This is a genomic window from Streptomyces sp. WM4235 (assembly GCF_001279725.1).
Lineage (GTDB): Bacteria > Actinomycetota > Actinomycetes > Streptomycetales > Streptomycetaceae > Streptomyces.
The window spans coordinates 51933-77016 of sequence record NZ_LGDE01000057.1 but is presented as its reverse complement, the minus strand read 5'-3'; the positions used below and the strand labels follow the sequence as shown (position 1 = coordinate 77016).

Below are 25084 nucleotides of genomic sequence, written 5' to 3'. Positions count from 1 at the left end.
CGTGCGGACGCAATCGTGGGTGAGGGGCGAGGGAATTGCAGCCGACAGTACGGCGGGCCGCGGTGCTGGGGTCGCCCATCGAGCACTCCCTCTCCCCGGTCCTGCACCGCGCCGCGTACCGGGAACTGGGCCTCCTCGACTGGACGTACGACCGCTTCGAGATCGACGAGGCCACGCTCGCCGGGTTCGTCGCCGACCTCGGCCCCGAGTGGGCCGGGCTGTCCCTCACCATGCCGCTGAAGCGGGCGATCATCCCGCTACTCGACGGGATCAGCGACACCGCCGCTTCGGTGGAGGCCGTCAACACGGTCGTCCTCACCCCGGACGGCCGGCGCCTCGGCGACAACACCGACATCCCCGGCATCATCGCCGCACTGCACGAACGCGGCGTCGAGAAGGTGCCCGCCGCCGCCGTCCTCGGCGCCGGGGCCACCGCCTCCTCGGCGCTGGCGGCGCTCTCCCGCGTCTGCACCGGCGAGGTCACCGCGTACGTACGCTCGCGCGAGCGCGCCGACGAGATGCGGCAGTGGGGCGAACGGCTCGGCGTCGACGTCCGCACGGCCGACTGGTCACGGGCGGCCGAGGCGCTCGGCGCACCACTGGTGATCGCCACCACCCCGGCGGGCGCCACCGACGCGCTGGCCCGGGAGGTGCCCGCCGGCGCGGGGACCCTGTTCGACGTCCTGTACGACCCGTGGCCCACCGCGCTCGCGGCGGCCTGGACGGAGCGCGGCGGCACGCTCCTCGGCGGGCTGGACCTCCTGGTCCACCAGGCCGTCCTCCAGGTCGAGCAGATGACCGGCCGTGCCCCCGGACCGTTGGCGGCCATGCGCGCTGCGGGCGAAGAGGCGCTCCGGGACCGCCCGTGAGGACGTGACACCCCCTCGAAGGGCGGGGACCTGACGGATCCCCCGTCCGATACCTGGACCTGGCACCGGGATACCCCCGCGGACATGGGAGGATCGGGTGAGGCGGGTCCGGGCCGCGCACCCGATCGCGCCGTCGCTGTGCCAGGCGCGAGCATGAGGAGCATCGTTGAGCAGGTTGCGTTGGCTGACCGCTGGAGAGTCGCACGGACCGGCCCTGGTGGCGACGCTGGAGGGCCTCCCCGCCGGCGTCCCGGTCACCACCGAGCTGGTGGCCGACCACCTGGCCCGGCGCCGGCTCGGCTATGGCCGCGGTGCCCGGATGAAGTTCGAGCAGGACGAGATCACCTTCCTCGGCGGCGTCCGCCACGGACTGTCCCAGGGTTCCCCGATCGCCGTCATGATCGGCAACACCGAGTGGCCCAAGTGGGAGACGGTCATGTCGGCCGACCCCGTCGACCCCTCGCTGCTCAAGGAGACCGGCCGCAACGCGCCGCTGACCCGCCCGCGCCCCGGCCACGCCGACCTGGCGGGCATGCAGAAGTACGGCTTCTCCGAGGCCCGCCCGATCCTGGAGCGCGCCAGCGCCCGTGAGACGGCCGCCCGCGTGGCCCTGGGCGCCATCGCCCGGTCCTTCATCAAGGAGGTCGCCGGCATCGAGATCGTCTCGCACGTGGTGGAACTCGCGGCGGCCAAGGCCCCGTACGGCGTCTACCCGACCCCCGCCGACGTCGACAAGCTCGACGCCGACCCGGTGCGCTGCCTCGACGCCGACGCCTCGAAGGCGATGGTCGCCGAGATCGACCAGGCCCACAAGGACGGCGACACCCTCGGCGGCGTCGTCGAGGTCCTCGCGTACGGGGTGCCCGTCGGCCTCGGCTCGCACGTCCACTGGGACCGCCGCCTCGACGCCCGGCTCGCCGCCGCGCTCATGGGCATCCAGGCCATCAAGGGCGTCGAGGTCGGCGACGGCTTCGAGCTGGCCCGCGTGCCCGGCTCCCAGGCGCACGACGAGATCGTGTCCACCGACGAGGGACTGCGCCGCACCTCGGGTCGTTCCGGCGGCACCGAGGGCGGCCTGACCACCGGTGAGCTGCTGCGCGTACGCGCCGCGATGAAGCCCATCGCGACCGTGCCGCGCGCGCTCGCCACCGTGGACGTGGCCACCGGGGAGGCGACGGTGGCCCACCACCAGCGCTCCGACGTGTGCGCCGTCCCGGCCGCCGGCATCGTCGCCGAGGCGATGGTCGCGCTCGTGCTGGCCGACGCCGTCGTCGAGAAGTTCGGCGGCGACTCGGTCCCCGAGACCCGCCGCAACGTCCGCTCGTACCTCGACAACCTGCAGATCCGGTGACCGCCGGGCCACTGGTCGTCCTCGTCGGACCCATGGGGTCCGGCAAGTCCACGGTGGGAGAACTCCTCGCCGCAGGCCTCGGCGTCCCCTACCGGGACACCGACGCCGACATCGTCGCGGCCACCGGCCGGGAGATCTCCGAACTCTTCGTCGACGAGGGCGAGCCGTACTTCCGCGAGCTGGAACGGCAGGCCGTCGCGGCCGCCGTCGCCGAGCACACCGGCGTCCTCTCCCTCGGCGGCGGAGCCGTCCTCGACGAGGGCACCCGCGGGCTGCTGGCCGGCCTGCCCGTCGCCTACCTGTCGATGGACGTCGAGGAGGCGGTCCGGCGCGTCGGCCTGGGCGCCGCGCGCCCGCTGCTCGCCGTCAACCCGCGCCGCCAGTGGCGCGAGCTGATGGAGGCCAGGCGCCACCTGTACACCGAAGTCGCGCGCGTCGTCGTGGCCACCGACGACCGCACCCCCGAAGAGGTCGCGCAGGCGGTCCTCGACGCTCTGGAGTTGAAGGACGTATGACAGACCAGGTGACGCGCATCCAGGTCGGCGAGAGCGCCGGACACGACGCGTACGACGTGCTGGTCGGCCGGCAGCTGCTCGGCGAGCTCGGCTCCCTCATCGGCACGAAGGCCAAGCGGGTCGCGGTGATCCACCCCGAGGCGCTCGCCTCGACCGGTGAGGCGCTGCGGGACGACCTGGCCGCGCAGGGCTACGAGGCGGTCGCCATCCAGGTGCCGAACGCCGAGGAGGCCAAGACGATCGAGGTCGCCGCGTACTGCTGGAAGGCGCTGGGCCAGTCCGGCTTCACCCGCACCGACGTGATCGTCGGCGTGGGCGGCGGCGCCACCACCGACCTCGCCGGCTTCGTGGCCGCCTCCTGGCTGCGCGGCGTGCGCTGGATCGCCGTACCCACCACCGTGCTCGCCATGGTGGACGCGGCCGTCGGCGGCAAGACCGGCATCAACACCGCCGAGGGCAAGAACCTCGTCGGCGCCTTCCACCCGCCCGCCGGCGTGCTCTGCGACCTCGCGGCGCTGGACTCGCTGCCGGTCAACGACTACGTCAGCGGTCTCGCCGAGATCATCAAGGCCGGTTTCATCTCCGACCCGGTGATCCTCGACCTGATCGAGGCGGACCCGCAGGCGGCCCGCACCCCCGCCGGCCCGCACACCGCCGAGCTGATCACCCGCTCGATCCAGGTCAAGGCGGACGTGGTCTCCAGCGACCTCAAGGAGGCCGGGCTGCGGGAGATCCTCAATTACGGGCACACCCTCGCGCACGCCATCGAGAAGAACGAGCGCTACAAGTGGCGCCACGGCGCGGCCGTGTCCGTCGGCATGGTCTTCGCCGCCGAGCTCGGCCGGCTCGCGGGCCGGCTGGACGACGCCACGGCCGACCGGCACAAGGCGGTCCTCGCCTCCGTCGGCCTGCCGCTGACCTACCGCGGCGACCAGTGGCCCAAGCTGCTGGAGACCATGAAGGTCGACAAGAAGTCCCGCGGCGACCTGCTGCGCTTCATCGTCCTCGACGGGCTGGCCAAGCCGACCGTCCTGGAGGGGCCGGACCCCGCGGTGCTGTTCGCGGCCTACGGCGAGGTCGGGGCGTGAGCCGGCGCGTGTTCGTCCTGAACGGCCCGAACCTGGGCCGGCTCGGGTCCCGCGAGCCCGACGTGTACGGGGCCACCTCCTACACCGGGCTCGTCGAGAGCTGCCGCGCGGTCGGCGCGGAACTCGGCTTCGACGTCGAGGTCCGCGAGACCAACGACGAGGGCGAGCTGGTGCGCTGGCTGCACGAGGCGGCGGACGGCAGGATTCCCGTGGTCATCAACCCGGGCGCCTTCACGCACTACTCGTACGCCATGCGGGACGCGGCGGCGCAGCGCACCGCGCCGCTGATCGAGGTGCACATCTCGAACCCGTACGCCCGCGAGGAGTTCCGGCACACCTCCGTGATCGCCGCGGTGGCGACCGGCACCGTGGCGGGCTTCGGCATCGGTTCGTACCGCCTGGCGTTGCGCGCTCTGGCGGACGAAGTGACCGCCTGACGGCAGGGGTGGGACGCCGGCGGTCCGGGGTCATATAACGTTCTCGCATCAGTCGCCGGAACGAGACGGAGTGGCAGCGGATGCAGCAAGGAGTGGGAGGCGGCGCCTGGGGCGGGTCGGGACAACACCCGGCGACGCCCTCGCAGCCGCCCATACCCCCCGGGCAGGGCTGGCCGGGTTCCGTACCGCCGCCCCCGCCGGTCCCGCCCCAGCAGGCGGTTCCGGAGACGACGGGTCACATCCCGCTGCCGCCGGCCGTGGCCCCCGGCACCGGCGGCGCCACCCTCGCCGTCCTGCTGATCGGCCCGGCGGGCGCGGGGAAGACCACCGTCGCCCGCCACTGGGCGGCCACCCGGCCCGTGCCCACCGCGCACATCAGCCTGGACGACGTCCGGGAGTGGGTCTGCTCGGGCTTCGCCGACCCGCAGGCGGGCTGGAACGAGCACTCCGAGGCCCAGTACCGGCTCGCCCGCCGCACCTGCGGATTCGCCGCGCGCAACTACCTGGCGAACGGGATCTCCTGCATCCTCGACGACGCGGTCTTCCCGGACCGGCCCGTGGTGGGCCTGGGCGGGTGGAAACGGCACGTCGGACCGGCCCTGTTGCCGGTCGTCCTGCTGCCCGGCCTGGAGATCGTCCTGGAGCGCAACGCGGCCCGCTCCGGCAACCGGCGGCTCTCCGACGAGGAAGTCGCCCGCATCCACGGGCGGATGGCGGGCTGGTACGGGTCCGGGCTTTCGATCATCGACAACTCCCACCTGGACGTCGAGGGCACCGCCCGCGCGCTCGACGAGACCCTGGCCCGCGTCATCGGGGCCCCGCAGGCCTGAACCGGGACCGCGGGCCCGTACGGACCCGCTCGCCAGGCCGGATGGGCGGGGCGCTCGTAGGCTCGAAGACATGTCAGACGCCTACGCGGCCCGCAGGGGCCGGCTTCGCGACCGCTGTGCCGCCGCGGGCAACGCCGCCGCGTTGATCACGCGTCCGGCCAATGTCCGCTACCTCGCCGGGGCGTCCCCGCTCGGCGCCGTCCTGCTGGTCGGACCCGTCGAGGACGTGCTGTTCTGCGGCACCTCGCCCACCGGGGAGGCCGACGAGGGCCGCCTGGACGACCGACTCCGGCTGAACGTGCTCTCCGCCCCGGGCGGGGACCCCGCCGTGGCCGCCGCCGACATGGCCGCCTCCGCGCGGGCCGACTCGCTCGCCGTCGAGGAGCACCACATCACCGTCGGCCGCCACCGGGCCCTGCGCTCGGTCGCGCCCGGACTGCGCCTCACGGACCTCGGGACGTCCGTGGAACAGCTGCGCCTCGTCAAGGACGAGGAGGAGATCGCCTGTCTGCGGATCGCCGCCGAGATCGCCGACCAGGCGCTCGGCGAGCTGCTGGAGTCCATCCTGGTCGGCCGGACCGAACGCCACCTCGCCCTGGAGCTGGAACGGCGCCTGGTGGACCACGGCGCCGACGGCCCGGCCTTCCCCACCTCGGTCGGCACGGGACCGCACTCCGGCCGCTCCCGGCACCGGCCGTCGGACCGCCGGGTGGAGGAGGGCGACTTCCTCTCCGTCTGCCTGGGCGCCAACTACCGCGGATACCGCTGCGAGATCGGCCGCACGTTCGTCATCGGCACCACCCCGGCCGACTGGCAGATCGAGCTGTACGACCTGGTCTTCGCGGCCCAACGGGCCGGTCGGGAGGCTCTCCTGCCGGGCGCCGCCTACCGGGACGTCGACCGCGCGGCGCGGTCCGTGCTGGGCTCGGCCGGCCACGGCGAGGCCCTCGCTCCGTCCACCGGACACGGTGTCGGTCTCGAAATCGACGAGGACCCGCAGCTTGCACCTACGGCAATGGGTAAACTGGACGCTTGCGTGCCGGTCACCGTCGAACCGGGGGTTCACCTCCCGGGCCGGGGAGGTGTCCGGATCGATGACACGCTCGTCGTGCGCCCCGAGGCGGACGGCGGTCCCGAGCTACTCACCATTACGACCAAGGAGCTGCTCGCGCTGTAGTCCGCCCAACCGGACCGTGCGCGCCTTCCTGGTCTTCCAGTGCAGGAGATTCCGCAACCGTGGCTTCCACGAACGACCTCAAGAACGGCATGGTGCTGAAGCTCGACGGGGGCCATCTCTGGTCCGTCGTCGAGTTCCAGCACGTCAAGCCCGGCAAGGGCCCGGCCTTCGTGCGCACCAAGCTCAAGCACGTGCTCACCGGCAAGGTCGTCGACAAGACGTTCAACGCCGGCACCAAGGTCGAGACGGCCACCATCGACCGCCGCGACATGCAGTTCTCGTACATGGACGGCGAGTACTTCGTCTTCATGGACATGGAGACCTACGACCAGCTGATGGTCGACCGCAAGGTCGTCGGCGACGCCGCCAACTTCCTGATCGAGGGCTTCACCGCCTCCGTGGCCCGCCACGAGGGCGAGGTGCTCTACGTCGAGCTCCCGGCCGCCGTCGAGCTGGTCATCCAGCACACCGACCCGGGCGTCCAGGGCGACCGCTCCACCGGTGGCACCAAGCCGGCGACGCTGGAGACCGGCCACGAGATCGCGGTCCCGCTCTTCGTCAGCACCGGTGAGAAGATCAAGGTCGACACCCGCACGAGCGACTACCTCGGCCGGGTGAACAGCTAACCGTGGCTGCCCGGAGCAACGCGCGAAAGCGCGCTTTCCAGATCCTCTTCGAGGCCGATCAGCGCGGTGTGCCCGTGCGCGAGGTCCTCGCGGACTGGATCCGCCACGCGCGGTCGGACGACCGCCAGTCGCCGGTCAACGCCTACACGATGGATCTTGTCGAGGGTTACGCCGACAAGGTGGACCGCATCGACGATCTGATCGCCACCTACGCCGTGGACTGGGACCTCGACCGCATGCCGGTCGCGGACCGGAACATCGTGCGGCTCGGCGCCTACGAGCTGATCTGGGTGGACGACACCCCGGACGCCGTGGCGATCGACGAAGCCGTCCAGCTCGCCAAGGAGTTCTCGACGGACGAGTCGCCCTCGTTCGTGAACGGACTGCTGAGCCGGTTCAAGGACCTGAAGCCGAACCTGCGCCGCAGCGAGAGCTGACGCACAGGCCACGCACACACGGAAGGGCCCGCAGCGCACGCGCTGCGGGCCCTTCCGTCCGTCCCCGTGGAACCCCGGAGCCCGGGGGACGGACGGGAGCACGGCCGGGGGACGGGCGGGAGCACACGGAAACGGCGGCCGCCGGGACCCCTGAGGGGGACCCCGGCGGCCGCCGGTACGTTTCTGCTGGGCCTGGGCCCCGGGACTAGATGTCCTCGTGCGCCACCGCGCGACGCGCGTCCGCGTCCAGCACGCCCCAGCTGATGAGCTGCTCGGTCAGGACCGAGGGGGACTGGTCGTAGATGACGGCGAGGGTGCGCAGGTCGTCCTGGCGGATCGACAGCACCTTGCCGTTGTAGTCGCCGCGCTGGCTCTGGATCGTCGCCGCGTAGCGCTGCAGCGGACCGGCCTTCTCGGCGGGCACGCCCGCGAGGCGCTCCAGATCCAGACGGAGCTTCGGCGGCGGCTCGGCGGCCCCGCCGGGAGTCGTGCCCGGCAGCAGCTCCTGCACCGGCACCCCGTAGAAGTCCGCCAGCTCGGCGAGGCGCTGGACGGTCACGGCGCGGTCCCCGCGCTCGTAGGAACCGACCACCACGGCCTTCCACCGGCCCTGGGACTTCTCCTCGACACCGTGGAGGGAAAGGCCCTGCTGGGTGCGGATGGCACGGAGCTTGGCCCCGAGCTGTTTGGCGTATTCGCTGGACATAACGCTCCCGGACGCTGTGACGCTGTGACGACATGGACAACGTGCGGCTCCGCCGCGCGGCTGGTAACTCACTGTGAGGTTACGCAGCGTTACTTGGATGCGTCAAGCCGAATGGTCTTCGTCGCCCCCTCGCAAGGGCCCCGGCCCGGGCCCGGCGCGAGGAGCGCCGAATCGCCCTGGTACCGTGGAACGCGTAGATCAGACGTCCTTTAAGGTCCGTCCCGTGAGGCGGAGAAGGAGGTCCTTTTCATGGACACCCAGCACAGCCCGGACACCCGGCACAGCCCCGATGACATGCGCCCCGTACTGGACGCGCAGGACATCGCACGTGTCCTGACCCGTATCGCCCACGAGATCGTCGAACGCGCCAAGGGCGCCGACGACGTGGTGCTCCTCGGCATCCCCACCCGCGGTGTGTACCTCGCCCGCCGGCTGGCCGCCAAGCTCGAAGAGATCACCGGCACCAAGATCCCGGTCGGCTCCCTCGACATCACCATGTACCGGGACGACCTGCGCCTGAAGCCCGCCCGGGCCATCGGCCGCACCGAGATCCCCGACGACGACATCGACGGCCGCCTCGTGGTCCTCGTCGACGACGTGCTCTTCTCCGGCCGCACCATCCGCGCCGCCCTCGACGCCCTCGGCGCCATCGGCCGTCCGCGCGCCGTGCAGCTCGCCGTCCTCGTCGACCGGGGCCACCGCGAACTGCCGATCCGCGCCGACTACGTCGGCAAGAACCTCCCCACGTCGCTGCGGGAGACCGTCAAGGTCCAGCTCCAGGAGGAGGACGGCCGTGACGCCGTGCTGCTCGGCCAGCGGACCGCCCCGGCAGCAGGGCAGCAGTAGCCCACACCGGCGCGCGGCCCTCCACGGGGTCCACGCCGCGGTACGCCCTGCCCGCACGCCAGTCAGTCCACCTGCCTGCCCTCCTGACCTACGGAGCACCCGGATGAAGCGCCACCTCATCTCGGCCGCCGATCTCACGCGCGACGACGCCGTCCTGATCCTCGACACCGCCGAGGAGATGGCCCGCGTCGCGGACCGGCCGATCAAGAAGCTGCCCACCCTGCGCGGCCTGACCGTCGTCAACCTCTTCTTCGAGGACTCGACCCGCACCCGGATCTCGTTCGAGGCGGCCGCCAAACGACTGTCCGCCGACGTCATCAACTTCTCCGCCAAGGGGTCCTCGGTTTCCAAGGGCGAATCCCTGAAGGACACCGCCCTGACCCTGGAGGCCATGGGCGCGGACGCGGTCGTCATCCGCCACCACGCCTCCGGCGCCCCCTACCGGCTCGCGACCTCCGGCTGGATCGACTCCGCCGTGGTCAACGCCGGCGACGGCACCCACGAGCACCCCACCCAGGCCCTGCTGGACGCCTTCACCATGCGCCGCCGACTCGTCGGCCGCGACGCCGGACTCGGCAAGGACCTGAACGGCCGCCGGATCACCATCGTCGGCGACGTGCTGCACAGCCGCGTGGCCCGCTCCAACGTCCAGCTGCTCCACACGCTGGGCGCCGAGGTCACCGTGGTGGCCCCGCCCACCCTCGTCCCGATCGGCGTCGAGAGCTGGCCCTGCGAGGTCTCGTACAGCCTCGACGAGGTGCTGCCGAAGTCCGACGCGGTCATGATGCTGCGTGTGCAGCGCGAACGCATGAACGCCGCCTTCTTCCCGACCGAGCGCGAGTACTCCCGCCGGTACGGGCTCAACGGCGACCGCATGGCGAAGATGCCCGAGCACGCCATCGTGATGCACCCCGGCCCGATGAACCGCGGCATGGAGATCACCGCCGAGGTCGCCGACTCCGACCGCTGCACGGCCGTCGAGCAGGTCGCCAACGGCGTGTCCACCCGAATGGCCGTCCTGTACCTGCTGCTCGGTGGTTCCGAGCCCGCCGTCACCGCCCCCGCCGCTTCCCGTACCGAGGAGAGCAAGTAATGAGCAAGATCCTGATCCGTGGCGCGAAGGTACTCGGTGGCGAGGCGCAGGACGTCCTGATCGACGGCGAGACCATCGCCGCCGTGGGCACGGGCCTGGACGCCGAGGGCGCGACCGTCATCGAGGCCGAGGGCCAGGTCCTCCTCCCCGGCCTCGTCGACCTGCACACCCACCTGCGCGAGCCCGGCCGCGAGGACTCCGAGACCGTCCTGACCGGCACCCGCGCCGCCGCGAGCGGCGGCTACACCGCCGTCTTCGCCATGGCGAACACCTTCCCGGTCGCCGACACCGCCGGCGTCGTCGAGCAGGTCTGGCGGCTCGGCAAGGAGTCCGGCTACTGCGACGTGCAGCCCATCGGCGCCGTCACCGTCGGCCTGGAGGGCAAGCAGCTCGCCGAGCTCGGCGCGATGCACGACTCCGCCGCCCGCGTCACCGTCTTCTCCGACGACGGCAAGTGCGTGGACGACGCCGTGATCATGCGCCGCGCCCTGGAGTACGTGAAGGCCTTCGGCGGCGTCGTCGCCCAGCACGCCCAGGAGCCCCGCCTCACCGAGGGCGCCCAGATGAACGAGGGCGTCGTCTCCGCCGAACTCGGTCTCGGCGGCTGGCCCGCCGTCGCCGAGGAGTCGATCATCGCCCGCGACGTCCTCCTCGCCGAGCACGTCGGCTCCCGCGTGCACATCTGCCACCTCTCCACCGCCGGCTCCGTCGAGATCGTCCGCTGGGCCAAGTCCCGCGGCATCGACGTCACCGCCGAGGTCACCCCGCACCACCTGCTCCTCACCGACGAGCTCGTCCGCTCGTACAACGCGGTCTACAAGGTCAACCCGCCGCTGCGCACCGAGCGCGACGTGCTGGCCCTGCGCGAGGCGCTCGCCGACGGCACGATCGACATCGTCGCCACCGACCACGCCCCGCACCCGCACGAGGACAAGGACTGCGAGTGGGCCGCCGCCGCCATGGGAATGGTGGGCCTGGAGACCGCGCTCTCCGTCGTCCAGCAGACGATGGTGGAGACCGGACTCCTCGACTGGGCGGGCGTCGCCCAGCGGATGTCCTTCGCCCCGGCGCGCATCGGCGGCCTGGAAAACCACGGCCGGCCCGTCTCGGCAGGTGAACCCGCGAACCTGACCTTGGTCGACACCTCGTACCGTGGTGTCGTGGACCCCGCACACTTCGCCTCCCGCAGCCGCAACACGCCCTACGAGGGCCGCGAGCTGCCGGGGCGCGTCACTCACACATTCCTGCGGGGCCGGGCAACGGTCGTGGACGGGACGCTGGCGTGACACCTGCAGTAATCCAACTGGCCGCCGAGGCCGCCGAACGACAGTCGGCGGAGGTGACGGACTGGGGCGCACGCATCTCGTGGGTCGTCGGTCTGCTCGTCTTCATCGCGTTCGTGTACTGGCTGATGCGGCAGGGCTGGAAATGGCGCGGCGCCCTGCAGAGCGATCTGCCGGAACTCCCCGCCGCCCCGAGCGGTCTCCCCGAGCACCGGCTGGCGCTGACCGGCCGGTACCACGGGTCGACCACCGCCGGGCAGTGGCTCGACCGGATCGTCGCCCACGGCCTGGGTGTCCGCAGCCGGGTGGAGCTCACGCTCACCGACGCGGGCCTCGACGTGGTCCGACCGGGTGCCACCGACTTCTTCGTACCGGCCGCGCGGCTGCGCGGCGCCCGCCTCGACAAGGGAATCGCGGGCAAGGTACTCACCGAGGGCGGTCTGCTCGTCGTCACATGGGCGCACGGCGACAAGCTGATCGACTCCGGATTCCGCTCCGACCGCGCGGCCGAACACGCCGCCTGGGTCGAGGCGATCAACCACATGAACTCATCCATCACGACGGAAGGCGCCGAACGATGACGACCTCCACCAGGGGAGCAGCCAAAGCTCCCGCCGTACTCGTCCTGGAGGACGGTCGGATCTTCCGCGGCCGCGCCTACGGCGCTGTGGGGGAGACCTTCGGCGAGGCCGTGTTCTCCACCGGCATGACCGGCTACCAGGAGACCCTCACCGACCCGTCGTACCACCGACAGGTCGTCGTGATGACCGCCCCGCACGTCGGCAACACCGGCGTGAACGACGAGGACCCCGAGTCCTCCCGCATCTGGGTCGCCGGCTACGTCGTGCGCGACCCCGCCCGCGTCCCCTCCAACTGGCGCTCGCGGCGCTCGCTGGACGAGGAGCTGGTCAAGCAGGGCGTCGTCGGGATCTCCGGCATCGACACCCGCGCCCTGACCCGCCACCTGCGCGAGCGCGGCGCCATGCGCGTCGGCATCTTCTCCGGCGAGGCCTGGGAGGGCGTCCGCGACGAGGCGCTGCTGGCCAAGGTGCAGGCCGCCCCGCAGATGAAGGGCGCGAACCTCTCCGCCGAGGTCGCCACCAAGGAGGCGTACGTCGTCCCCGCGATCGGCGAGAAGAAGTTCACCGTCGCCGCCGTGGACCTCGGCATCAAGGGCATGACCCCGCACCGGATGGCCGAGCGCGGCATCGAGGTCCACGTGCTGCCCGCCACCGCCACCGTCGAGGACGTCTACGCGGTCTCCCCGGACGGCGTGTTCTTCTCCAACGGTCCGGGCGACCCGGCCACCGCCGACGGCCCCGTCGCCGTCATGCGGGCCGTGCTGGAGCGCAAGACCCCGCTCTTCGGCATCTGCTTCGGCAACCAGATCCTGGGCCGCGCGCTCGGCTTCGGCACCTACAAGCTGAAGTACGGCCACCGCGGCATCAACCAGCCGGTCCAGGACCGCAGCACCGGCAAGGTCGAGGTCACCGCGCACAACCACGGCTTCGCCGTGGACGCGCCCCTCGACAAGGTCTCCGAGACCCCCTACGGCCGCGCCGAGGTCTCCCACGTCTGCCTGAACGACCAGGTCGTCGAAGGCCTGCGGCTGCTCGACCAGCCCGCCTTCTCCGTCCAGTACCACCCCGAGGCGGCCGCCGGCCCGCACGACGCCGCGTACCTCTTCGACCGCTTCGTATCCCTGATGGAGGCCGAGCGTGCCTAAGCGCACCGATATCCAGTCCGTCCTGGTCATCGGCTCCGGCCCGATCGTCATCGGACAGGCCGCCGAGTTCGACTACTCCGGGACCCAGGCCTGCCGCATCCTCAAGGCCGAGGGCCTGCGGGTCATCCTGGTCAACTCCAACCCCGCGACGATCATGACCGACCCGGAGATCGCCGACGCCACGTACGTCGAGCCGATCACCCCCGAGTTCGTCGAGAAGATCATCGCGAAGGAGCGCCCCGACGCGCTGCTGCCCACCCTCGGCGGCCAGACCGCGCTCAACACCGCGATCTCCATGCACGAGCAGGGTGTGCTGGAGAAGTACGGCGTCGAGCTGATCGGCGCCAACGTCGAGGCCATCAACAAGGGCGAGGACCGCGAGCTCTTCAAGGGCGTCGTCGAGGCCGTCAAGGCCAAGATCGGCTACGGCGAGTCCGCCCGCTCGGTCATCTGCCACACGATGGACGACGTCATCAGCGGCGTCGACACCCTCGGCGGCTACCCCGTCGTCGTGCGCCCCTCCTTCACCATGGGCGGCGCCGGCTCCGGCTTCGCCCACGACGAGGAGGAACTGCGCCGCATCGCCGGCCAGGGCCTCACGCTCTCCCCGACCACCGAGGTGCTCCTGGAGGAGTCCATCCTCGGCTGGAAGGAGTACGAGCTGGAGCTGATGCGCGACACCAAGGACAACGTGGTCGTCGTCTGCTCCATCGAGAACTTCGACCCGATGGGCGTCCACACCGGCGACTCGATCACCGTCGCCCCCGCGATGACGCTGACCGACCGCGAGTACCAGCGGCTGCGCGACATCGGCATCGCGATCATCCGCGAGGTCGGCGTCGACACCGGCGGCTGCAACATCCAGTTCGCGATCGACCCGGTCGACGGCCGCGTCATCGTCATCGAGATGAACCCGCGCGTCTCGCGCTCCTCGGCGCTCGCGTCGAAGGCCACCGGCTTCCCGATCGCCAAGATCGCCGCCAAGCTGGCCATCGGCTACACCCTCGACGAGGTCCCCAACGACATCACCGAGAAGACGCCGGCCTCCTTCGAGCCGTCCCTCGACTACGTCGTCGTCAAGGCCCCGCGCTTCGCCTTCGAGAAGTTCCCGCTCGCCGACGCCACCCTCACCACCACCATGAAGTCGGTGGGCGAGGCCATGGCCATCGGCCGCAACTTCACCGAGGCCCTCCAGAAGGCCCTGCGTTCCCTGGAGAAGAAGGGCTCGCAGTTCACCTTCGTCGGCCCGGTCGGCGACAAGGAAGAGCTGCTGGCCACCGCGGTCCGTCCGACCGACGGCCGCATCAACACCGTCATGCAGGCGATCCGCGCCGGCGCCACCCAGGAGGAGGTCTTCGAGTCCACGAAGATCGACCCCTGGTTCGTCGACCAGCTGTTCCTGATCAAGGAGATCGCCGACGACCTGGCGGCCGCCGACAAGCTCCGGCCCGAGCTGCTGGCCGAGGCCAAGCGGCACGGCTTCTCGGACCACCAGATCGCCGAGATCCGGGGCCTGCGCGAGGACGTCGTCCGCGAGGTCCGGCACGCCCTCGGTGTCCGCCCGGTCTACAAGACGGTCGACACCTGCGCCGCCGAGTTCGCGGCCAAGACCCCGTACTTCTACTCCTCGTACGACGAGGAGTCCGAGGTCGCGACCCGCACCAAGCCCGCGGTGATCATCCTGGGCTCCGGTCCGAACCGCATCGGCCAGGGCATCGAGTTCGACTACTCCTGCGTCCACGCCTCCTTCGCGCTCAGCGACGCCGGCTACGAGACCGTGATGGTCAACTGCAACCCCGAGACCGTCTCGACGGACTACGACACCTCCGACCGCCTGTACTTCGAGCCGCTGACGCTGGAAGACGTGCTGGAGATCGTCCACGCCGAGTCCCTCGCCGGCCCCATCGCCGGTGTCGTGGTCCAGCTCGGCGGCCAGACCCCCCTCGGTCTCGCCCAGGCCCTCAAGGACAACGGCGTCCCCGTCGTCGGCACCCCGCCGGAGGCCATCCACGCCGCCGAGGACCGCGGCGCCTTCGGCCAGGTCCTCGCGGAGGCCGGGCTGCCCGCCCCCAAGCACGGCACGGCCACCACCTTCGCGGGTGCCAAGGCCATCGCGGACGAGATCGGCTACCCGGTCCTGGTCCGCCCGTCCTACGTGCTCGGCGGCCGCGGCATGGAGATCGTCTACGACGAGACCCGCCTGGAGTCGTACATCGCGGAGTCCACCGAGATCTCCCCGACCCGCCCCGTGCTGGTCGACCGTTTCCTCGACGACGCGATCGAGATCGACGTCGACGCGCTCTACGACGGCCACGAGCTCTACCTCGGCGGCGTCATGGAGCACATCGAGGAAGCCGGCATCCACTCCGGCGACTCGGCCTGCGCCCTGCCCCCGATCACCCTCGGCGGGCACGACATCAAGCGCCTGCGCACCTCCACGGAGGCCATCGCCAAGGGCGTCGGCGTCCGCGGCCTGATCAACATCCAGTTCGCGATGGCGGGTGACATCCTCTACGTCCTGGAGGCCAACCCGCGCGCCTCCCGGACCGTGCCCTTCACCTCGAAGGCGACCGCGGTCCCGCTGGCGAAGGCCGCCGCCCGCATCTCGCTCGGCACCACCATCGCCGAGCTGCGCGAGGAGGGCATGCTGCCCAGGACCGGGGACGGCGGCACCCTGCCGCTCGACGCGCCGATCTCCGTCAAGGAGGCCGTGATGCCGTGGTCGCGCTTCCGCGACATCCAGGGCCGCGGCGTCGACACGGTCCTCGGCCCGGAGATGCGCTCCACCGGCGAGGTCATGGGCATCGACTCGGTCTTCGGCACGGCGTACGCCAAGTCGCAGGCCGGCGCCTACGGCCCGCTGCCCACCAAGGGCCGCGCCTTCATCTCCGTCGCCAACCGCGACAAGCGCTCGATGATCTTCCCGGCGCGCGAGCTCGTCGCCCACGGCTTCGAGCTGATGGCGACCTCGGGAACGGCGGAGGTGCTGCGCCGCAACGGCATCAACGCCACCATCGTGCGCAAGCTCAGCGAGGGCGAGGGCCCCGACGGTGAGAAGACCGTCGTCCAGCTCATCCACGACGGCCAGGTCGACCTGATCGTCAACACCCCGTACGGCACGGGTGGCCGCCTCGACGGCTACGAGATCCGTACGGCGGCCGTGGCGCGCGGCGTCCCGTGCCTGACCACGGTCCAGGCGCTCGCCGCCGCCGTCCAGGGCATCGACGCGCTCAACCGCGGCGACGTCGGCGTGCGCTCGCTCCAGGAGCACGCGGAACACCTGATCGCGGCCCGCGACTAGCAGCCCGTACGAAAGGGGGGCACCGGCACAGCGACCGGTGTCCCCCCTTTCATGAGCGCACAAGGGATATTTCGGACGATGTACAAACTGTTCTTCAACCTCGTCTTCAAGCGCATGGACCCGGAGCAGGCGCACCACCTGGCCTTCCGCTGGATCCGTCTCGCGGCCCGCACCCCCGTGCTGCGGACCTTCGTCGCCGGCCGGCTCGCGCCCCGCCACAAGGAGCTGCGCACCGAGGCCCTGGGCCTGCGCATGCACGGCCCCTTCGGTCTCGCGGCGGGCTTCGACAAGAACGCGGTCGCCATCGACGGCATGGCGATGCTCGGCTTCGACCACGTCGAGATCGGCACCGTCACCGCCCAGGCGCAGCCGGGCAACCCCAGGAAGCGGCTCTTCCGGCTGGTCCCCGACCGCGCCCTGATCAACCGCATGGGCTTCAACAACGAGGGCTCGCAGGCCGTCGCCGCCCGGCTGGCCGCCCGCAACCCCGTCTTCAAGACCGTGGTCGGCGTGAACATCGGCAAGACGAAGGTCGTCCCGGAGGCGGAGGCCGCGGCGGACTACGTCGCCTCCACCGAGCGGCTCGCCCGCCACGCCGACTACCTCGTCGTGAACGTCTCCTCGCCGAACACCCCGGGCCTGCGCAACCTCCAGGCCACCGAGTCCCTGCGCCCGCTGCTGACGGCCGTACGGGAGGCCGCGGACCGGGTCGTCACCGACCGCCGGGTCCCGCTGCTGGTCAAGATCGCCCCCGACCTCGCCGACGAGGACGTGGACGCGGTCGCCGACCTGGCCCTGGAACTCGGCCTCGACGGCATCATCGCCACCAACACGACCATCGCGCGCGAGGGCCTGGGCCTGAAGTCCGCCCCCGCCCTGGTGAAGGAGACCGGCGGCCTGTCCGGCGCGCCCGTCAAGGAACGCTCTCTGGAGGTCCTCAGGCGGCTGTACGCCCGCGTGGGCGACCGCCTGGTCCTCGTGGGCGTCGGCGGCATCGAGAACGCCGAGGACGCCTGGCAGCGGATCCTGGCCGGCGCGACGCTGATCCAGGGTTACAGCGCCTTCGTCTACGAGGGTCCGCTCTACTCCCGCGCCATTCACCGCGGCCTGGCCGCCCGCCTCGCGGACAGCCCGTACGACTCGCTCGCCGACGCGGTGGGCGCCGAGACCCGGAAGGCCTCGCTGTGACCTCTGTGACCCCCTTCGGTGCCCGCCTGCGCGCGGCGATGGACTCCCGGGGCCCGCTGTGCGTCGGCATCGACCCGCACGCCGCCCTGCTGGCCTCCTGGGGCCTGGACGACGACATCGCGGGGCTGGAGAAGTTCTCCCGCACGGTCGTCGAGGCGCTGGCGCAGGAGGTCGCGGTCTTCAAGCCGCAGGCCGCCTTCTTCGAGCGGTTCGGGTCGCGCGGCATCGCGGTGCTGGAGCGGACCGTCGCGGACGCCCGGGCGGCGGGCACCCTGGTCGTCATGGACGCCAAGCGCGGGGACATCGGTTCGACGATGGCCGCGTACGCGGAGACCTTCCTGTCGCCGTCCTCGCCGCTGTTCTCCGACGCGCTGACGGTCTCCCCGTACCTGGGCTACGGCTCGTTGGCCCCGGCGGTGGACCTGGCGCGCGCGTCGGGCGCCGGCCTGTTCGTGCTGGCCCTGACCTCGAACCCGGAGGGCGCGGAGGTCCAGCGCGCGGTGCGCGAGGACGGTCGCACGATCGGCGCCACCATGCTGGGACACCTGGCGGCCGAGAACGCGGGCGCCACCCCCATGGGCTCCTTCGGCGCGGTGGTGGGCGCCACCCTGGGGGACCTGTCCTCCTTCGACCTGGACATCAACGGGCCGCTGCTGGCCCCGGGCATCGGCGCGCAGGGCGCGACCGCGGCCGACCTCCCGGGCGTGTTCGGGGCCGCCGTGCGCAACGTCGTGCCGAACGTGTCGCGCGGCGTGCTGAAGCACGGTCCCGACGCGGGTGCGCTGCGCGCCGCGGCGGCCCGTTTCGCGGACGAGGTCCGGACCGCGGTGGCGTCGGCCTGAACCCCGGCGGGGCGGTGGGCGGGGCCGACGTGACGCGGATCACGTCGGCCCCGCCCACGGGGCGGCCTCGGGGCGCGGAACGGGGCCGTTCGGGGAGCCGTGGGCGGGACACGTCGCACTGCTTGACGAAATTCGAACGTCCTTCACCGGACAAAACCGAGGTAGTTTGTCCGTGATGTACGGTTCGGCGAAGGCTGACCAGGACTTTTCGTCCGTTCTCGCTGACGGGAGCGGCCTTGGCCGCTAGTCTCCGACCAGAGTGAACGAGCAGCGATCGAGCACCACCGCTGTTCGGGGGCTCGCCTGGTGTGATGCCTTCCGGCATCCCGCCGGTCCGTATCCGACAGTTCGACATCCGAGGTGACGTAGGCGTGGCTCTTCCGCCCCTTACCCCTGAACAGCGCGCAGCAGCGCTCGAAAAGGCCGCCGCGGCTCGCCGGGAGCGGGCCGAGGTGAAGAATCGACTCAAGCATTCCGGCGCCTCCCTCCATGACGTCATCAAGCTGGGCCAGGAGAACGACGTCATCGGCAAGATGAAGGTCTCCGCTCTTCTGGAGTCCCTCCCCGGCGTGGGCAAGGTCCGCGCCAAGCAGATCATGGAGCGCCTCGGCATCTCCGAGTCTCGACGTGTTCGAGGTCTCGGCTCCAACCAGATCGCCTCTCTGGAGCGTGAGTTCGGCGGCAAGCCCGCCTGAGGCTTCGCACGAAGTTCTCCCGGCGTTCTCAGGCAGTCCCGAGAAGCTGGATAATCGCTCTATGGCAGCAGAGGTTCGTCCGCGGCTGACCGTGCTCTCCGGCCCCTCGGGGGTCGGCAAGAGCACGGTCGTCGCGCATATGCGCAAGGTTCACCCCGAGGTATGGCTCTCGGTGTCGGCCACCACCCGCAAGCCGCGGCCCGGTGAGCGACACGGAGTCCACTACTTCTTCGTCAACGACGACGAGTTCGACAAGCTGATCGCCAATGGCGAGCTGCTGGAGTGGGCCGAGTTCGCGGGCAACCGCTACGGCACACCGCGCGGCGCGGTACTGGAACGCCTGGAGAACGGCGAGCCGGTCCTGCTGGAGATCGACCTCCAGGGCGCCCGACTCGTCCGCGAGTCCATGCCCGAAGCCCAGCTGGTCTTTCTCGCCCCGCCGAGCTGGGAGGAGCTGGTCCGCCGGCTCACCGGTCGCGGGACCGAGTCGGCCGAGGTCATCGAGCGTCGACTCGGCGCGGCCCGCGTCGAACTCGCTGCCGAATCGGAGTTCGACACCACCCTCGTCAACACCTCCGTCGAGGACGTGGCGCGCGAGCTGCTAGCCTTGATGGAAGTTGTCTGATCGTTGATCGATGTTCTTTCGATCGATGTTTGAATCTTCACCCATCTTCGGAAGGTAGAGCGTGTCCTCTTCCATGACTGCGCCCGAGGGCATCATCAACCCGCCGATCGACGAGCTGCTCGAGGCCACCGACTCGAAGTACAGCCTCGTGATCTACGCGGCCAAGCGTGCCCGTCAGATCAACGCGTACTACTCGCAGCTCGGCGAGGGCCTGCTTGAGTACGTCGGCCCGCTGGTGGACACCCACGTCCACGAGAAGCCGCTTTCGATCGCGCTGCGCGAGATCAACGCGGGTCTGCTGACCTCCGAGGCCATCGAGGCCCCGGCTCAGTAAGCACCGAGAATTCGTTTCATCACAGGCCCGGCAGAACATCTGTCGGGCCTGTGGTGTGTCATGGGTGTCAGTGATGTTCCGCGAAGGGGAGTGTGTGGTGGGCAAGCCGAGGGTCGTGCTGGGGGTCAGTGGCGGAATCGCCGCCTACAAGGCCTGTGAGCTGCTGCGTCGGCTGACCGAGTCCGGGCACGACGTACGGGTGGTGCCCACCGCGGCCTCCCTCAACTTCGTCGGCGAGGCCACCTGGGCCGCGCTCTCCGGCAACCCGGCCTCCCAGCAGGTCTGGGAGACCGTGCACGAGGTGCCGCACGTGCGCATCGGCCAGTCGGCCGACCTGGTGGTCGTCGCGCCCGCCACCGCCGACATGCTCGCCAAGGCCGCCCACGGGCTCGCGGACGACCTCCTGACGAACACCCTGCTCACCGCGCGCTGTCCGGTCGTCTTCGCACCCGCGATGCACACCGAGATGTGGGAGCACCCCGCCACCCAGGAGAACGTGGCCACGCTGCGCCGTCGGGGCGCCGTCGTCATCGAGCCCGCCGTCGGCCGGCTCACCGGCAAGGACACCGGCAAGGGGCGACTGCCCGACCCCGAGGAGATCTACGAGGTCTGCCGCCACGTCCTGCGGGGCGCCGGCCGCGCGGACGGCGCCGCCGGACCCGACCTCGCCGGCCGGCACGTGGTGATCAGCGCCGGCGGCACCCGGGAGCCGCTCGACCCCGTCCGGTTCCTCGGCAACCGTTCCTCCGGCAAGCAGGGCTACGCGCTCGCCCGCACCGCCGTCGCCCGCGGCGCCCGCGTCACGCTGGTCGCGGCCAACACCGCGCTGCCCGACCCGGCCGGGGTGGACGTCGTACGGGTGGGCACGGCCCTCCAGCTGCGGGAGGCGGTCCTCAAGGCCGCCGCCGAGGCCGACGCGGTGGTGATGGCCGCCGCCGTCGCCGACTTCCGGCCCGCCCGCTACGCGGACGGAAAGATCAAGAAGAAGGACGGGCAGGAGCCCGAACCGGTGGCCCTCGTGCGCAACCCCGACGTCCTCGCGGAGGTCTCCGCCGACCGGGCCCGGGAGGGGCAGGTCGTGGTGGGATTCGCCGCCGAAACGGACGACGTGCTCGCGAACGGACGTGCGAAACTCCGCCGCAAGGGATGCGACCTTCTCGTCGTCAATGAAGTGGGCGAGAGCAAGACCTTCGGTTCGGAGGAGAACGAGGCGGTCGTCCTCGCTTCCGATGGGGCTGAGACGGCGGTGCCGTATGGTCCGAAGGACGTACTGGCCGACGTGATCTGGGATCACGTCGCGCACCGATTCGCGCCACGACGCGCCTGAATGGGACGCTTCCCGCAGACATGCTCCTGGGTCAGAATGGAGTGCCGCAGGTCACACGGCTCCCACAAGGCGAGACGGGTGGTCCGACAGACGGCGGCGACCGATAAACTGCACTCGGAACGTGATCGGGCGCAGCCCCCGATGTGGTTCCGCCAAATGATCAGCCAGCAGCCGCTGCAACCCCAGGGAGCGTTGTGTCCCGTCGCCTGTTCACCTCGGAGTCCGTGACCGAGGGCCACCCCGACAAGATCGCTGACCAGATCAGCGACACGATCCTCGACGCGCTTCTCGCCGAGGACCCGACTTCGCGCGTGGCCGTGGAAACCCTCATCACCACCGGTCTCGTGCACATCGCGGGAGAGGTGACGACGAAGGCCTACGCCCCGATCGCGCAGCTCGTCCGCGACAAGATCCTCGAAATCGGCTACGACTCCTCGAAGAAGGGCTTCGACGGCGCCTCCTGTGGCGTGTCGGTGTCCATCGGCGCGCAGTCCCCCGACATCGCGCAGGGCGTCGACACCGCGTACGAGAAGCGGGTCGAGGGCGACGAGGACGAGCTGGACAAGCAGGGCGCCGGCGACCAGGGCCTGATGTTCGGGTACGCCTGCGACGAGACGCCCGAGCTGATGCCGCTCCCGATCCACATCGCGCACAAGCTCTCGCGCCGACTGTCCGAGGTCCGCAAGAACGGCACCATCCCGTACCTGCGCCCCGACGGCAAGACCCAGGTCACCATCGAGTACGACGGCGACAAGGCCGTGCGCCTGGACACGGTCGTCGTGTCCTCGCAGCACGCCGCCGACATCGACCTGGACTCGCTGCTCGCCCCGGACATCCGCGAGTTCGTCGTCGAGCACGTGCTGGCCCAGCTCATCGAGGACGGCATCAAGCTCGACACCGAGGGCTACCGCCTCCTGGTGAACCCGACCGGTCGCTTCGAGATCGGCGGCCCCATGGGCGACGCCGGCCTCACCGGCCGCAAGATCATCATCGACACCTACGGCGGCATGGCCCGTCACGGTGGCGGCGCCTTCTCCGGCAAGGACCCGTCCAAGGTCGACCGCTCGGCCGCCTACGCCATGCGCTGGGTCGCCAAGAACGTCGTCGCCGCCGGGCTGGCCTCGCGCTGCGAGGTGCAGGTCGCGTACGCCATCGGCAAGGCCGAGCCGGTCGGTCTCTTCGTGGAGACCTTCGGCACCGCCAAGGTCGACGTCCAGAAGATCGAGGAGGCGATCGGCCAGGTCTTCGACCTCCGCCCGGCCGCCATCATCCGCGACCTGGACCTGCTGCGGCCGATCTACGCGCAGACCGCCGCGTACGGCCACTTCGGCCGTGAGCTGCCGGACTTCACCTGGGAGCGCACCGACCGCGTCGACGCCCTGCGCACCGCCGCCGGTCTGTAGTCAGGACCCCGGGCGCGGACACGCCCGCACGTACGGCCCCGGACCGCGCGGTCCGGGGCCGTACGTCGTTGTCACCGGCATTTGGTAAGAATTCGGGTGTGAGCAGCGAGAGCGATTCCGAAGAGCGGCCCGAGGACGGGAGTCCCGGTGGTCCGCCGGAGCAGCTCGCGCTGATCCGGGGGATGGTCGCCGAGGCCAAGGCGACGGCCGAGGAGAAGGCCAAGCCCCGCACCTGGCGGGGAGCGCCGCTGGCCAAGGACCTGCCGATCGCCAGGATCCTCGTCAACAAGGGTGTCCTGCACCTCGACCAGACGTGGGACTACGCCGTCCCCGAGCACCTGGCCGAGGACGCCCAACCGGGCGTCAGGGTCCGGGTCCGCTTCGGGGCCGGAGAGGGCCGCGTACGCGACGGACGCCGCGAGGGCGGCGGCCTGATCGACGGCTTCGTGATCGAGCGGATCGCGGAGACGGACTACACCGGGCCGCTGGCCGCACTGGCGCAGGTGGTGTCCCCCGAGCGGGTGCTGAGCCCGCGGATGGAGAAGCTCGCCCGGGCCGTGGCCCAGCGCTACGCGGGCAGCCTCGCCGACGTCCTCCAACTGGCGATCCCGCCGCGCCACGGCCAGGCCGAGAGCCGCCCGTCCCCGGAGCCGAGGCCCGCCCCCGGCGTGCCGGAACCGGGCGGCTGGGAGCGGTACCCGGCCGGACCGGGCTTCCTGCGCGAGCTGGCGTCCGGCGCGAGCCCCCGCACCGTGTGGACGGCGCTGCCCGGCCCGCACTGGCCGGACGAGCTGGCGCGCGCGATGGCGACCACCCTGGCCTCCGGCCGCGGCGCGCTGGCCGTCCTTCCCGACGGGCGCGCCGCCGCCCGGGTGGACGAGGCGCTGACCGCCCTGGTCGGCAAGGGGCTGCACACCCTGCTCACCGCCGAATCCGGTCCCCAGAAGCGCTACACGCAGTGGCTCTCGGTGCACCGGGGTTCGGTGCGGGCCGTGATCGGGACCCGCGCGGCCATGTTCGCGCCCGTCCGGGACCTGGGGCTGGTCGCCGTCTGGGACGACGGGGACTCCAGCCACAGCGACGACAACGCCCCCTTCCCGCACGTGCGGGAGGTACTGCAACTGCGCTCGCTGACGGAGGGCTGCGCCTTCCTCCTGGGCGGTACGAGCTGCACGGTCGAGGCCGCCCAACTCGTCGAGTCCGGCTGGGCCCGGCCCCTGGTGGCCGACCGGACGACGGTACGCGCGCACGCGCCCCGCATCCGGACCGTCGGCGACGAACTCCTCGCGCGGGACGAGGCGGCCCGCGCGGCCCGACTGCCCAGCCTGGCCTGGGAGACCGTACGGGAGGGCCTGAAGACCGGGCCCGTGCTCGTCCAGGTGCCCCGGCGCGGGTACGTGCCCCGGCTGGCCTGCGAGCGGTGCCGGACCCCCGCGCGGTGCGGGGCCTGCGCGGGCCCGTTGGAGGCGCCCGACGCGCGGGAACTGCACTGCGGATGGTGCGGCCGGCAGGAGAGCGCCTGGCACTGCGAGGAGTGCGGGTCCTTCCGCCTGCGGGCCCAGGTGGTCGGGGCGCGCCGTACCGCCGAGGAACTGGGGCGCGCCTTCCCCGCCGTGTCCGTGCGCACCTCGGGGCGCGACCACGTGCTGGACCGGGTGCCCGACGCCCCGGCCCTGGTGGTCTCCACGCCGGGTGCGGAGCCGGTGGCGGAGGGCGAGGGCTACGCGGCCGCGCTGCTCCTGGACGGCTGGGCGATGCTCGGTTTCCCCGACCTGCGGGCGAGCGAGGAGGCGCTGCGACGGTGGATCGCCGCGTCGTCCCTGGTGCGCGGCAGCGGCCAGGTCGTGATCGTGGCCGAGCCCACGCTGCGCCCCGTACAGGCGTTGGTCAGGTGGGACCCCGTGGGACACGCGCTGCGCGAGCTGGCGGAGCGCGCCGAGCTGCGCTTCCCGCCGGTGTCGCGCATGGCGTCCGTCATCGGCCGCAAGGAGGCGATCGAAGGCTTCCTGGCCGCCGCGGACCTGCCGTCGGACGCCGAGATCCTGGGCCCGGTGCCACTTCCGGCGCGGCGCGGGGAGGCCTCCTCGGGCGAGCGGGCGCTGGTTCGGGTCAGGCCCGGCAACGGCGCGGCCCTGGCGGCGGCGCTCAAGTCGGCGCAAGCCGGTCGGATGGCCCGGGGCGTGTCGGCGGCGGATTCGGTCCGGGTCAGGATCGACCCGCCGGACATCGGCTGACGCCCGCCCCGGGCCGGCGGGTCCCTCTCACCGGGGAGACGGGGCGTCGAGTGGTCGGGGGCGTCGGGCGGCCGGGACGCCGAACGCCCCCGGCGGGGCGACCGTTCGGATCGCCCGCCGGGGGCGGGAACCGCTGTACCGCGTCAACGGA

24 protein-coding genes are annotated in these 25084 nt (G+C 71.6%); 23 read left to right on the top strand and 1 reads right to left on the bottom strand.

Features of this window, described 5'->3' with window-relative positions; all coding sequences use genetic code 11:
* Nucleotides 1-35: 35 nt before the first annotated feature.
* From ADK55_RS07255 to nusB, 9 genes are all read left to right on the top strand, one after another.
* Nucleotides 36-869 (top strand): shikimate dehydrogenase, encoded by an 834-nt coding sequence (locus ADK55_RS07255; RefSeq protein WP_078998591.1) that lies wholly within the window; start codon nucleotides 36-38, stop codon nucleotides 867-869.
* A gap of 166 nt (nucleotides 870-1035) precedes the next feature.
* Entirely contained in the window at nucleotides 1036-2220 is a 1185-nt protein-coding gene (gene aroC / locus ADK55_RS07250) for a chorismate synthase (protein ID WP_053676630.1), read from the top strand.
* Complete coding sequence (locus ADK55_RS07245) at nucleotides 2217-2735, top strand: shikimate kinase (RefSeq protein ID WP_053676629.1); 519 nt, start codon at nucleotides 2217-2219, stop codon at nucleotides 2733-2735. Before aroC ends, ADK55_RS07245 begins: the two co-directional genes overlap by 4 nt.
* Nucleotides 2732-3823, top strand: a complete 1092-nt coding sequence (gene aroB / locus ADK55_RS07240) for a 3-dehydroquinate synthase (RefSeq protein ID WP_053676628.1) — start codon at nucleotides 2732-2734, stop codon at nucleotides 3821-3823. Before ADK55_RS07245 ends, aroB begins: the two co-directional genes overlap by 4 nt.
* On the top strand, nucleotides 3820-4260 hold the full coding sequence (aroQ, locus tag ADK55_RS07235; RefSeq protein ID WP_053676627.1) for a type II 3-dehydroquinate dehydratase: 441 nt from the start codon (nucleotides 3820-3822) through the stop codon (nucleotides 4258-4260). The genes aroB and aroQ overlap by 4 nt, the downstream gene beginning before the upstream one ends.
* A gap of 80 nt (nucleotides 4261-4340) precedes the next feature.
* Nucleotides 4341-5090, top strand: a complete 750-nt coding sequence (locus tag ADK55_RS07230; RefSeq protein ID WP_078998590.1) for an AAA family ATPase — start codon at nucleotides 4341-4343, stop codon at nucleotides 5088-5090.
* 70 nt (nucleotides 5091-5160) lie between these two features.
* Nucleotides 5161-6267: an aminopeptidase P family protein gene (locus ADK55_RS07225; RefSeq protein ID WP_053676626.1), complete on the top strand. Its 1107-nt coding sequence runs from the start codon at nucleotides 5161-5163 to the stop codon at nucleotides 6265-6267.
* Nucleotides 6268-6326: 59 nt separating this feature from the next.
* On the top strand, nucleotides 6327-6893 hold the full coding sequence (gene efp / locus ADK55_RS07220; RefSeq protein ID WP_053676625.1) for an elongation factor P: 567 nt from the start codon (nucleotides 6327-6329) through the stop codon (nucleotides 6891-6893).
* A gap of 2 nt (nucleotides 6894-6895) precedes the next feature.
* The gene (nusB, locus tag ADK55_RS07215; protein ID WP_053676624.1) at nucleotides 6896-7330 is read left to right on the top strand and encodes a transcription antitermination factor NusB; all 435 of its coding nucleotides are present in this window, start codon (nucleotides 6896-6898) and stop codon (nucleotides 7328-7330) included.
* Nucleotides 7331-7535: 205 nt separating this feature from the next.
* Here the strand turns inward: nusB and bldD are convergent, their stop codons facing one another.
* Nucleotides 7536-8036 (bottom strand): transcriptional regulator BldD, encoded by a 501-nt coding sequence (bldD, locus tag ADK55_RS07210; protein ID WP_007263032.1) that lies wholly within the window; start codon nucleotides 8034-8036, stop codon nucleotides 7536-7538.
* Between the two features lie 249 nt (nucleotides 8037-8285).
* Here bldD and pyrR point away from each other — a divergent pair, with 249 nt between their 5' ends.
* The 14 genes from pyrR to ADK55_RS07140 all read left to right on the top strand — a co-directional run bounded on the left by pyrR (nucleotide 8286) and on the right by ADK55_RS07140 (nucleotide 24933).
* A complete protein-coding gene (pyrR, locus tag ADK55_RS07205) occupies nucleotides 8286-8882 on the top strand; it encodes a bifunctional pyr operon transcriptional regulator/uracil phosphoribosyltransferase PyrR (protein WP_053676623.1) in 597 nt (198 codons plus the stop codon).
* Between the two features lie 103 nt (nucleotides 8883-8985).
* Nucleotides 8986-9975 (top strand): aspartate carbamoyltransferase catalytic subunit, encoded by a 990-nt coding sequence (locus tag ADK55_RS07200; protein WP_053676622.1) that lies wholly within the window; start codon nucleotides 8986-8988, stop codon nucleotides 9973-9975.
* Complete coding sequence (locus ADK55_RS07195) at nucleotides 9975-11261, top strand: dihydroorotase (protein ID WP_053676621.1); 1287 nt, start codon at nucleotides 9975-9977, stop codon at nucleotides 11259-11261. Before ADK55_RS07200 ends, ADK55_RS07195 begins: the two co-directional genes overlap by 1 nt.
* Complete coding sequence (locus ADK55_RS07190) at nucleotides 11258-11839, top strand: hypothetical protein (RefSeq protein ID WP_063839465.1); 582 nt, start codon at nucleotides 11258-11260, stop codon at nucleotides 11837-11839. Before ADK55_RS07195 ends, ADK55_RS07190 begins: the two co-directional genes overlap by 4 nt.
* Complete coding sequence (carA, locus tag ADK55_RS07185; RefSeq protein ID WP_053676619.1) at nucleotides 11836-12984, top strand: glutamine-hydrolyzing carbamoyl-phosphate synthase small subunit; 1149 nt, start codon at nucleotides 11836-11838, stop codon at nucleotides 12982-12984. Before ADK55_RS07190 ends, carA begins: the two co-directional genes overlap by 4 nt.
* Nucleotides 12977-16285: a carbamoyl-phosphate synthase large subunit gene (gene carB / locus ADK55_RS07180; RefSeq protein WP_053676618.1), complete on the top strand. Its 3309-nt coding sequence runs from the start codon at nucleotides 12977-12979 to the stop codon at nucleotides 16283-16285. The genes carA and carB overlap by 8 nt, the downstream gene beginning before the upstream one ends.
* 78 nt (nucleotides 16286-16363) lie before the next feature.
* Entirely contained in the window at nucleotides 16364-17473 is a 1110-nt protein-coding gene (locus ADK55_RS07175; protein WP_053676617.1) for a quinone-dependent dihydroorotate dehydrogenase, read from the top strand.
* Nucleotides 17470-18315, top strand: coding sequence for an orotidine-5'-phosphate decarboxylase (pyrF, locus tag ADK55_RS07170; protein ID WP_053676616.1), 846 nt, complete (start codon nucleotides 17470-17472; stop codon nucleotides 18313-18315). Before ADK55_RS07175 ends, pyrF begins: the two co-directional genes overlap by 4 nt.
* 371 nt (nucleotides 18316-18686) lie before the next feature.
* A complete protein-coding gene (locus ADK55_RS07165) occupies nucleotides 18687-19010 on the top strand; it encodes an integration host factor (protein WP_053676615.1) in 324 nt (107 codons plus the stop codon).
* A gap of 61 nt (nucleotides 19011-19071) precedes the next feature.
* Entirely contained in the window at nucleotides 19072-19635 is a 564-nt protein-coding gene (gene gmk / locus ADK55_RS07160; protein ID WP_053676614.1) for a guanylate kinase, read from the top strand.
* Nucleotides 19636-19696: 61 nt separating this feature from the next.
* Nucleotides 19697-19969: a DNA-directed RNA polymerase subunit omega gene (rpoZ, locus tag ADK55_RS07155; RefSeq protein WP_030879741.1), complete on the top strand. Its 273-nt coding sequence runs from the start codon at nucleotides 19697-19699 to the stop codon at nucleotides 19967-19969.
* Between the two features lie 97 nt (nucleotides 19970-20066).
* A complete protein-coding gene (gene coaBC, locus ADK55_RS07150) occupies nucleotides 20067-21296 on the top strand; it encodes a bifunctional phosphopantothenoylcysteine decarboxylase/phosphopantothenate--cysteine ligase CoaBC (RefSeq protein ID WP_053676613.1) in 1230 nt (409 codons plus the stop codon).
* Nucleotides 21297-21490: 194 nt separating this feature from the next.
* A complete protein-coding gene (gene metK, locus ADK55_RS07145) occupies nucleotides 21491-22699 on the top strand; it encodes a methionine adenosyltransferase (RefSeq protein ID WP_053676612.1) in 1209 nt (402 codons plus the stop codon).
* 98 nt (nucleotides 22700-22797) lie between these two features.
* Nucleotides 22798-24933, top strand: a complete 2136-nt coding sequence (locus tag ADK55_RS07140; RefSeq protein ID WP_053676611.1) for a primosomal protein N' — start codon at nucleotides 22798-22800, stop codon at nucleotides 24931-24933.
* The last annotated feature ends 151 nt before the right edge of the window (nucleotides 24934-25084 follow it).

Coding starts and splice junctions, on each gene's coding strand:
- ADK55_RS07230 (WP_078998590.1), top strand. CDS start 4,341: ATGCAGCAAGGAGTGGGAGGCGGCGCCTGGGGCGGGTCGGGACAACAC.
- ADK55_RS07200 (WP_053676622.1), top strand. CDS start 8,986: ATGAAGCGCCACCTCATCTCGGCCGCCGATCTCACGCGCGACGACGCC.
- ADK55_RS07195 (WP_053676621.1), top strand. CDS start 9,975: ATGAGCAAGATCCTGATCCGTGGCGCGAAGGTACTCGGTGGCGAGGCG.
- bldD (WP_007263032.1), bottom strand. CDS start 8,036: ATGTCCAGCGAATACGCCAAACAGCTCGGGGCCAAGCTCCGTGCCATC.
- pyrR (WP_053676623.1), top strand. CDS start 8,286: ATGGACACCCAGCACAGCCCGGACACCCGGCACAGCCCCGATGACATG.
- ADK55_RS07175 (WP_053676617.1), top strand. CDS start 16,364: ATGTACAAACTGTTCTTCAACCTCGTCTTCAAGCGCATGGACCCGGAG.
- gmk (WP_053676614.1), top strand. CDS start 19,072: ATGGCAGCAGAGGTTCGTCCGCGGCTGACCGTGCTCTCCGGCCCCTCG.
- ADK55_RS07225 (WP_053676626.1), top strand. CDS start 5,161: ATGTCAGACGCCTACGCGGCCCGCAGGGGCCGGCTTCGCGACCGCTGT.
- aroB (WP_053676628.1), top strand. CDS start 2,732: ATGACAGACCAGGTGACGCGCATCCAGGTCGGCGAGAGCGCCGGACAC.
- carA (WP_053676619.1), top strand. CDS start 11,836: ATGACGACCTCCACCAGGGGAGCAGCCAAAGCTCCCGCCGTACTCGTC.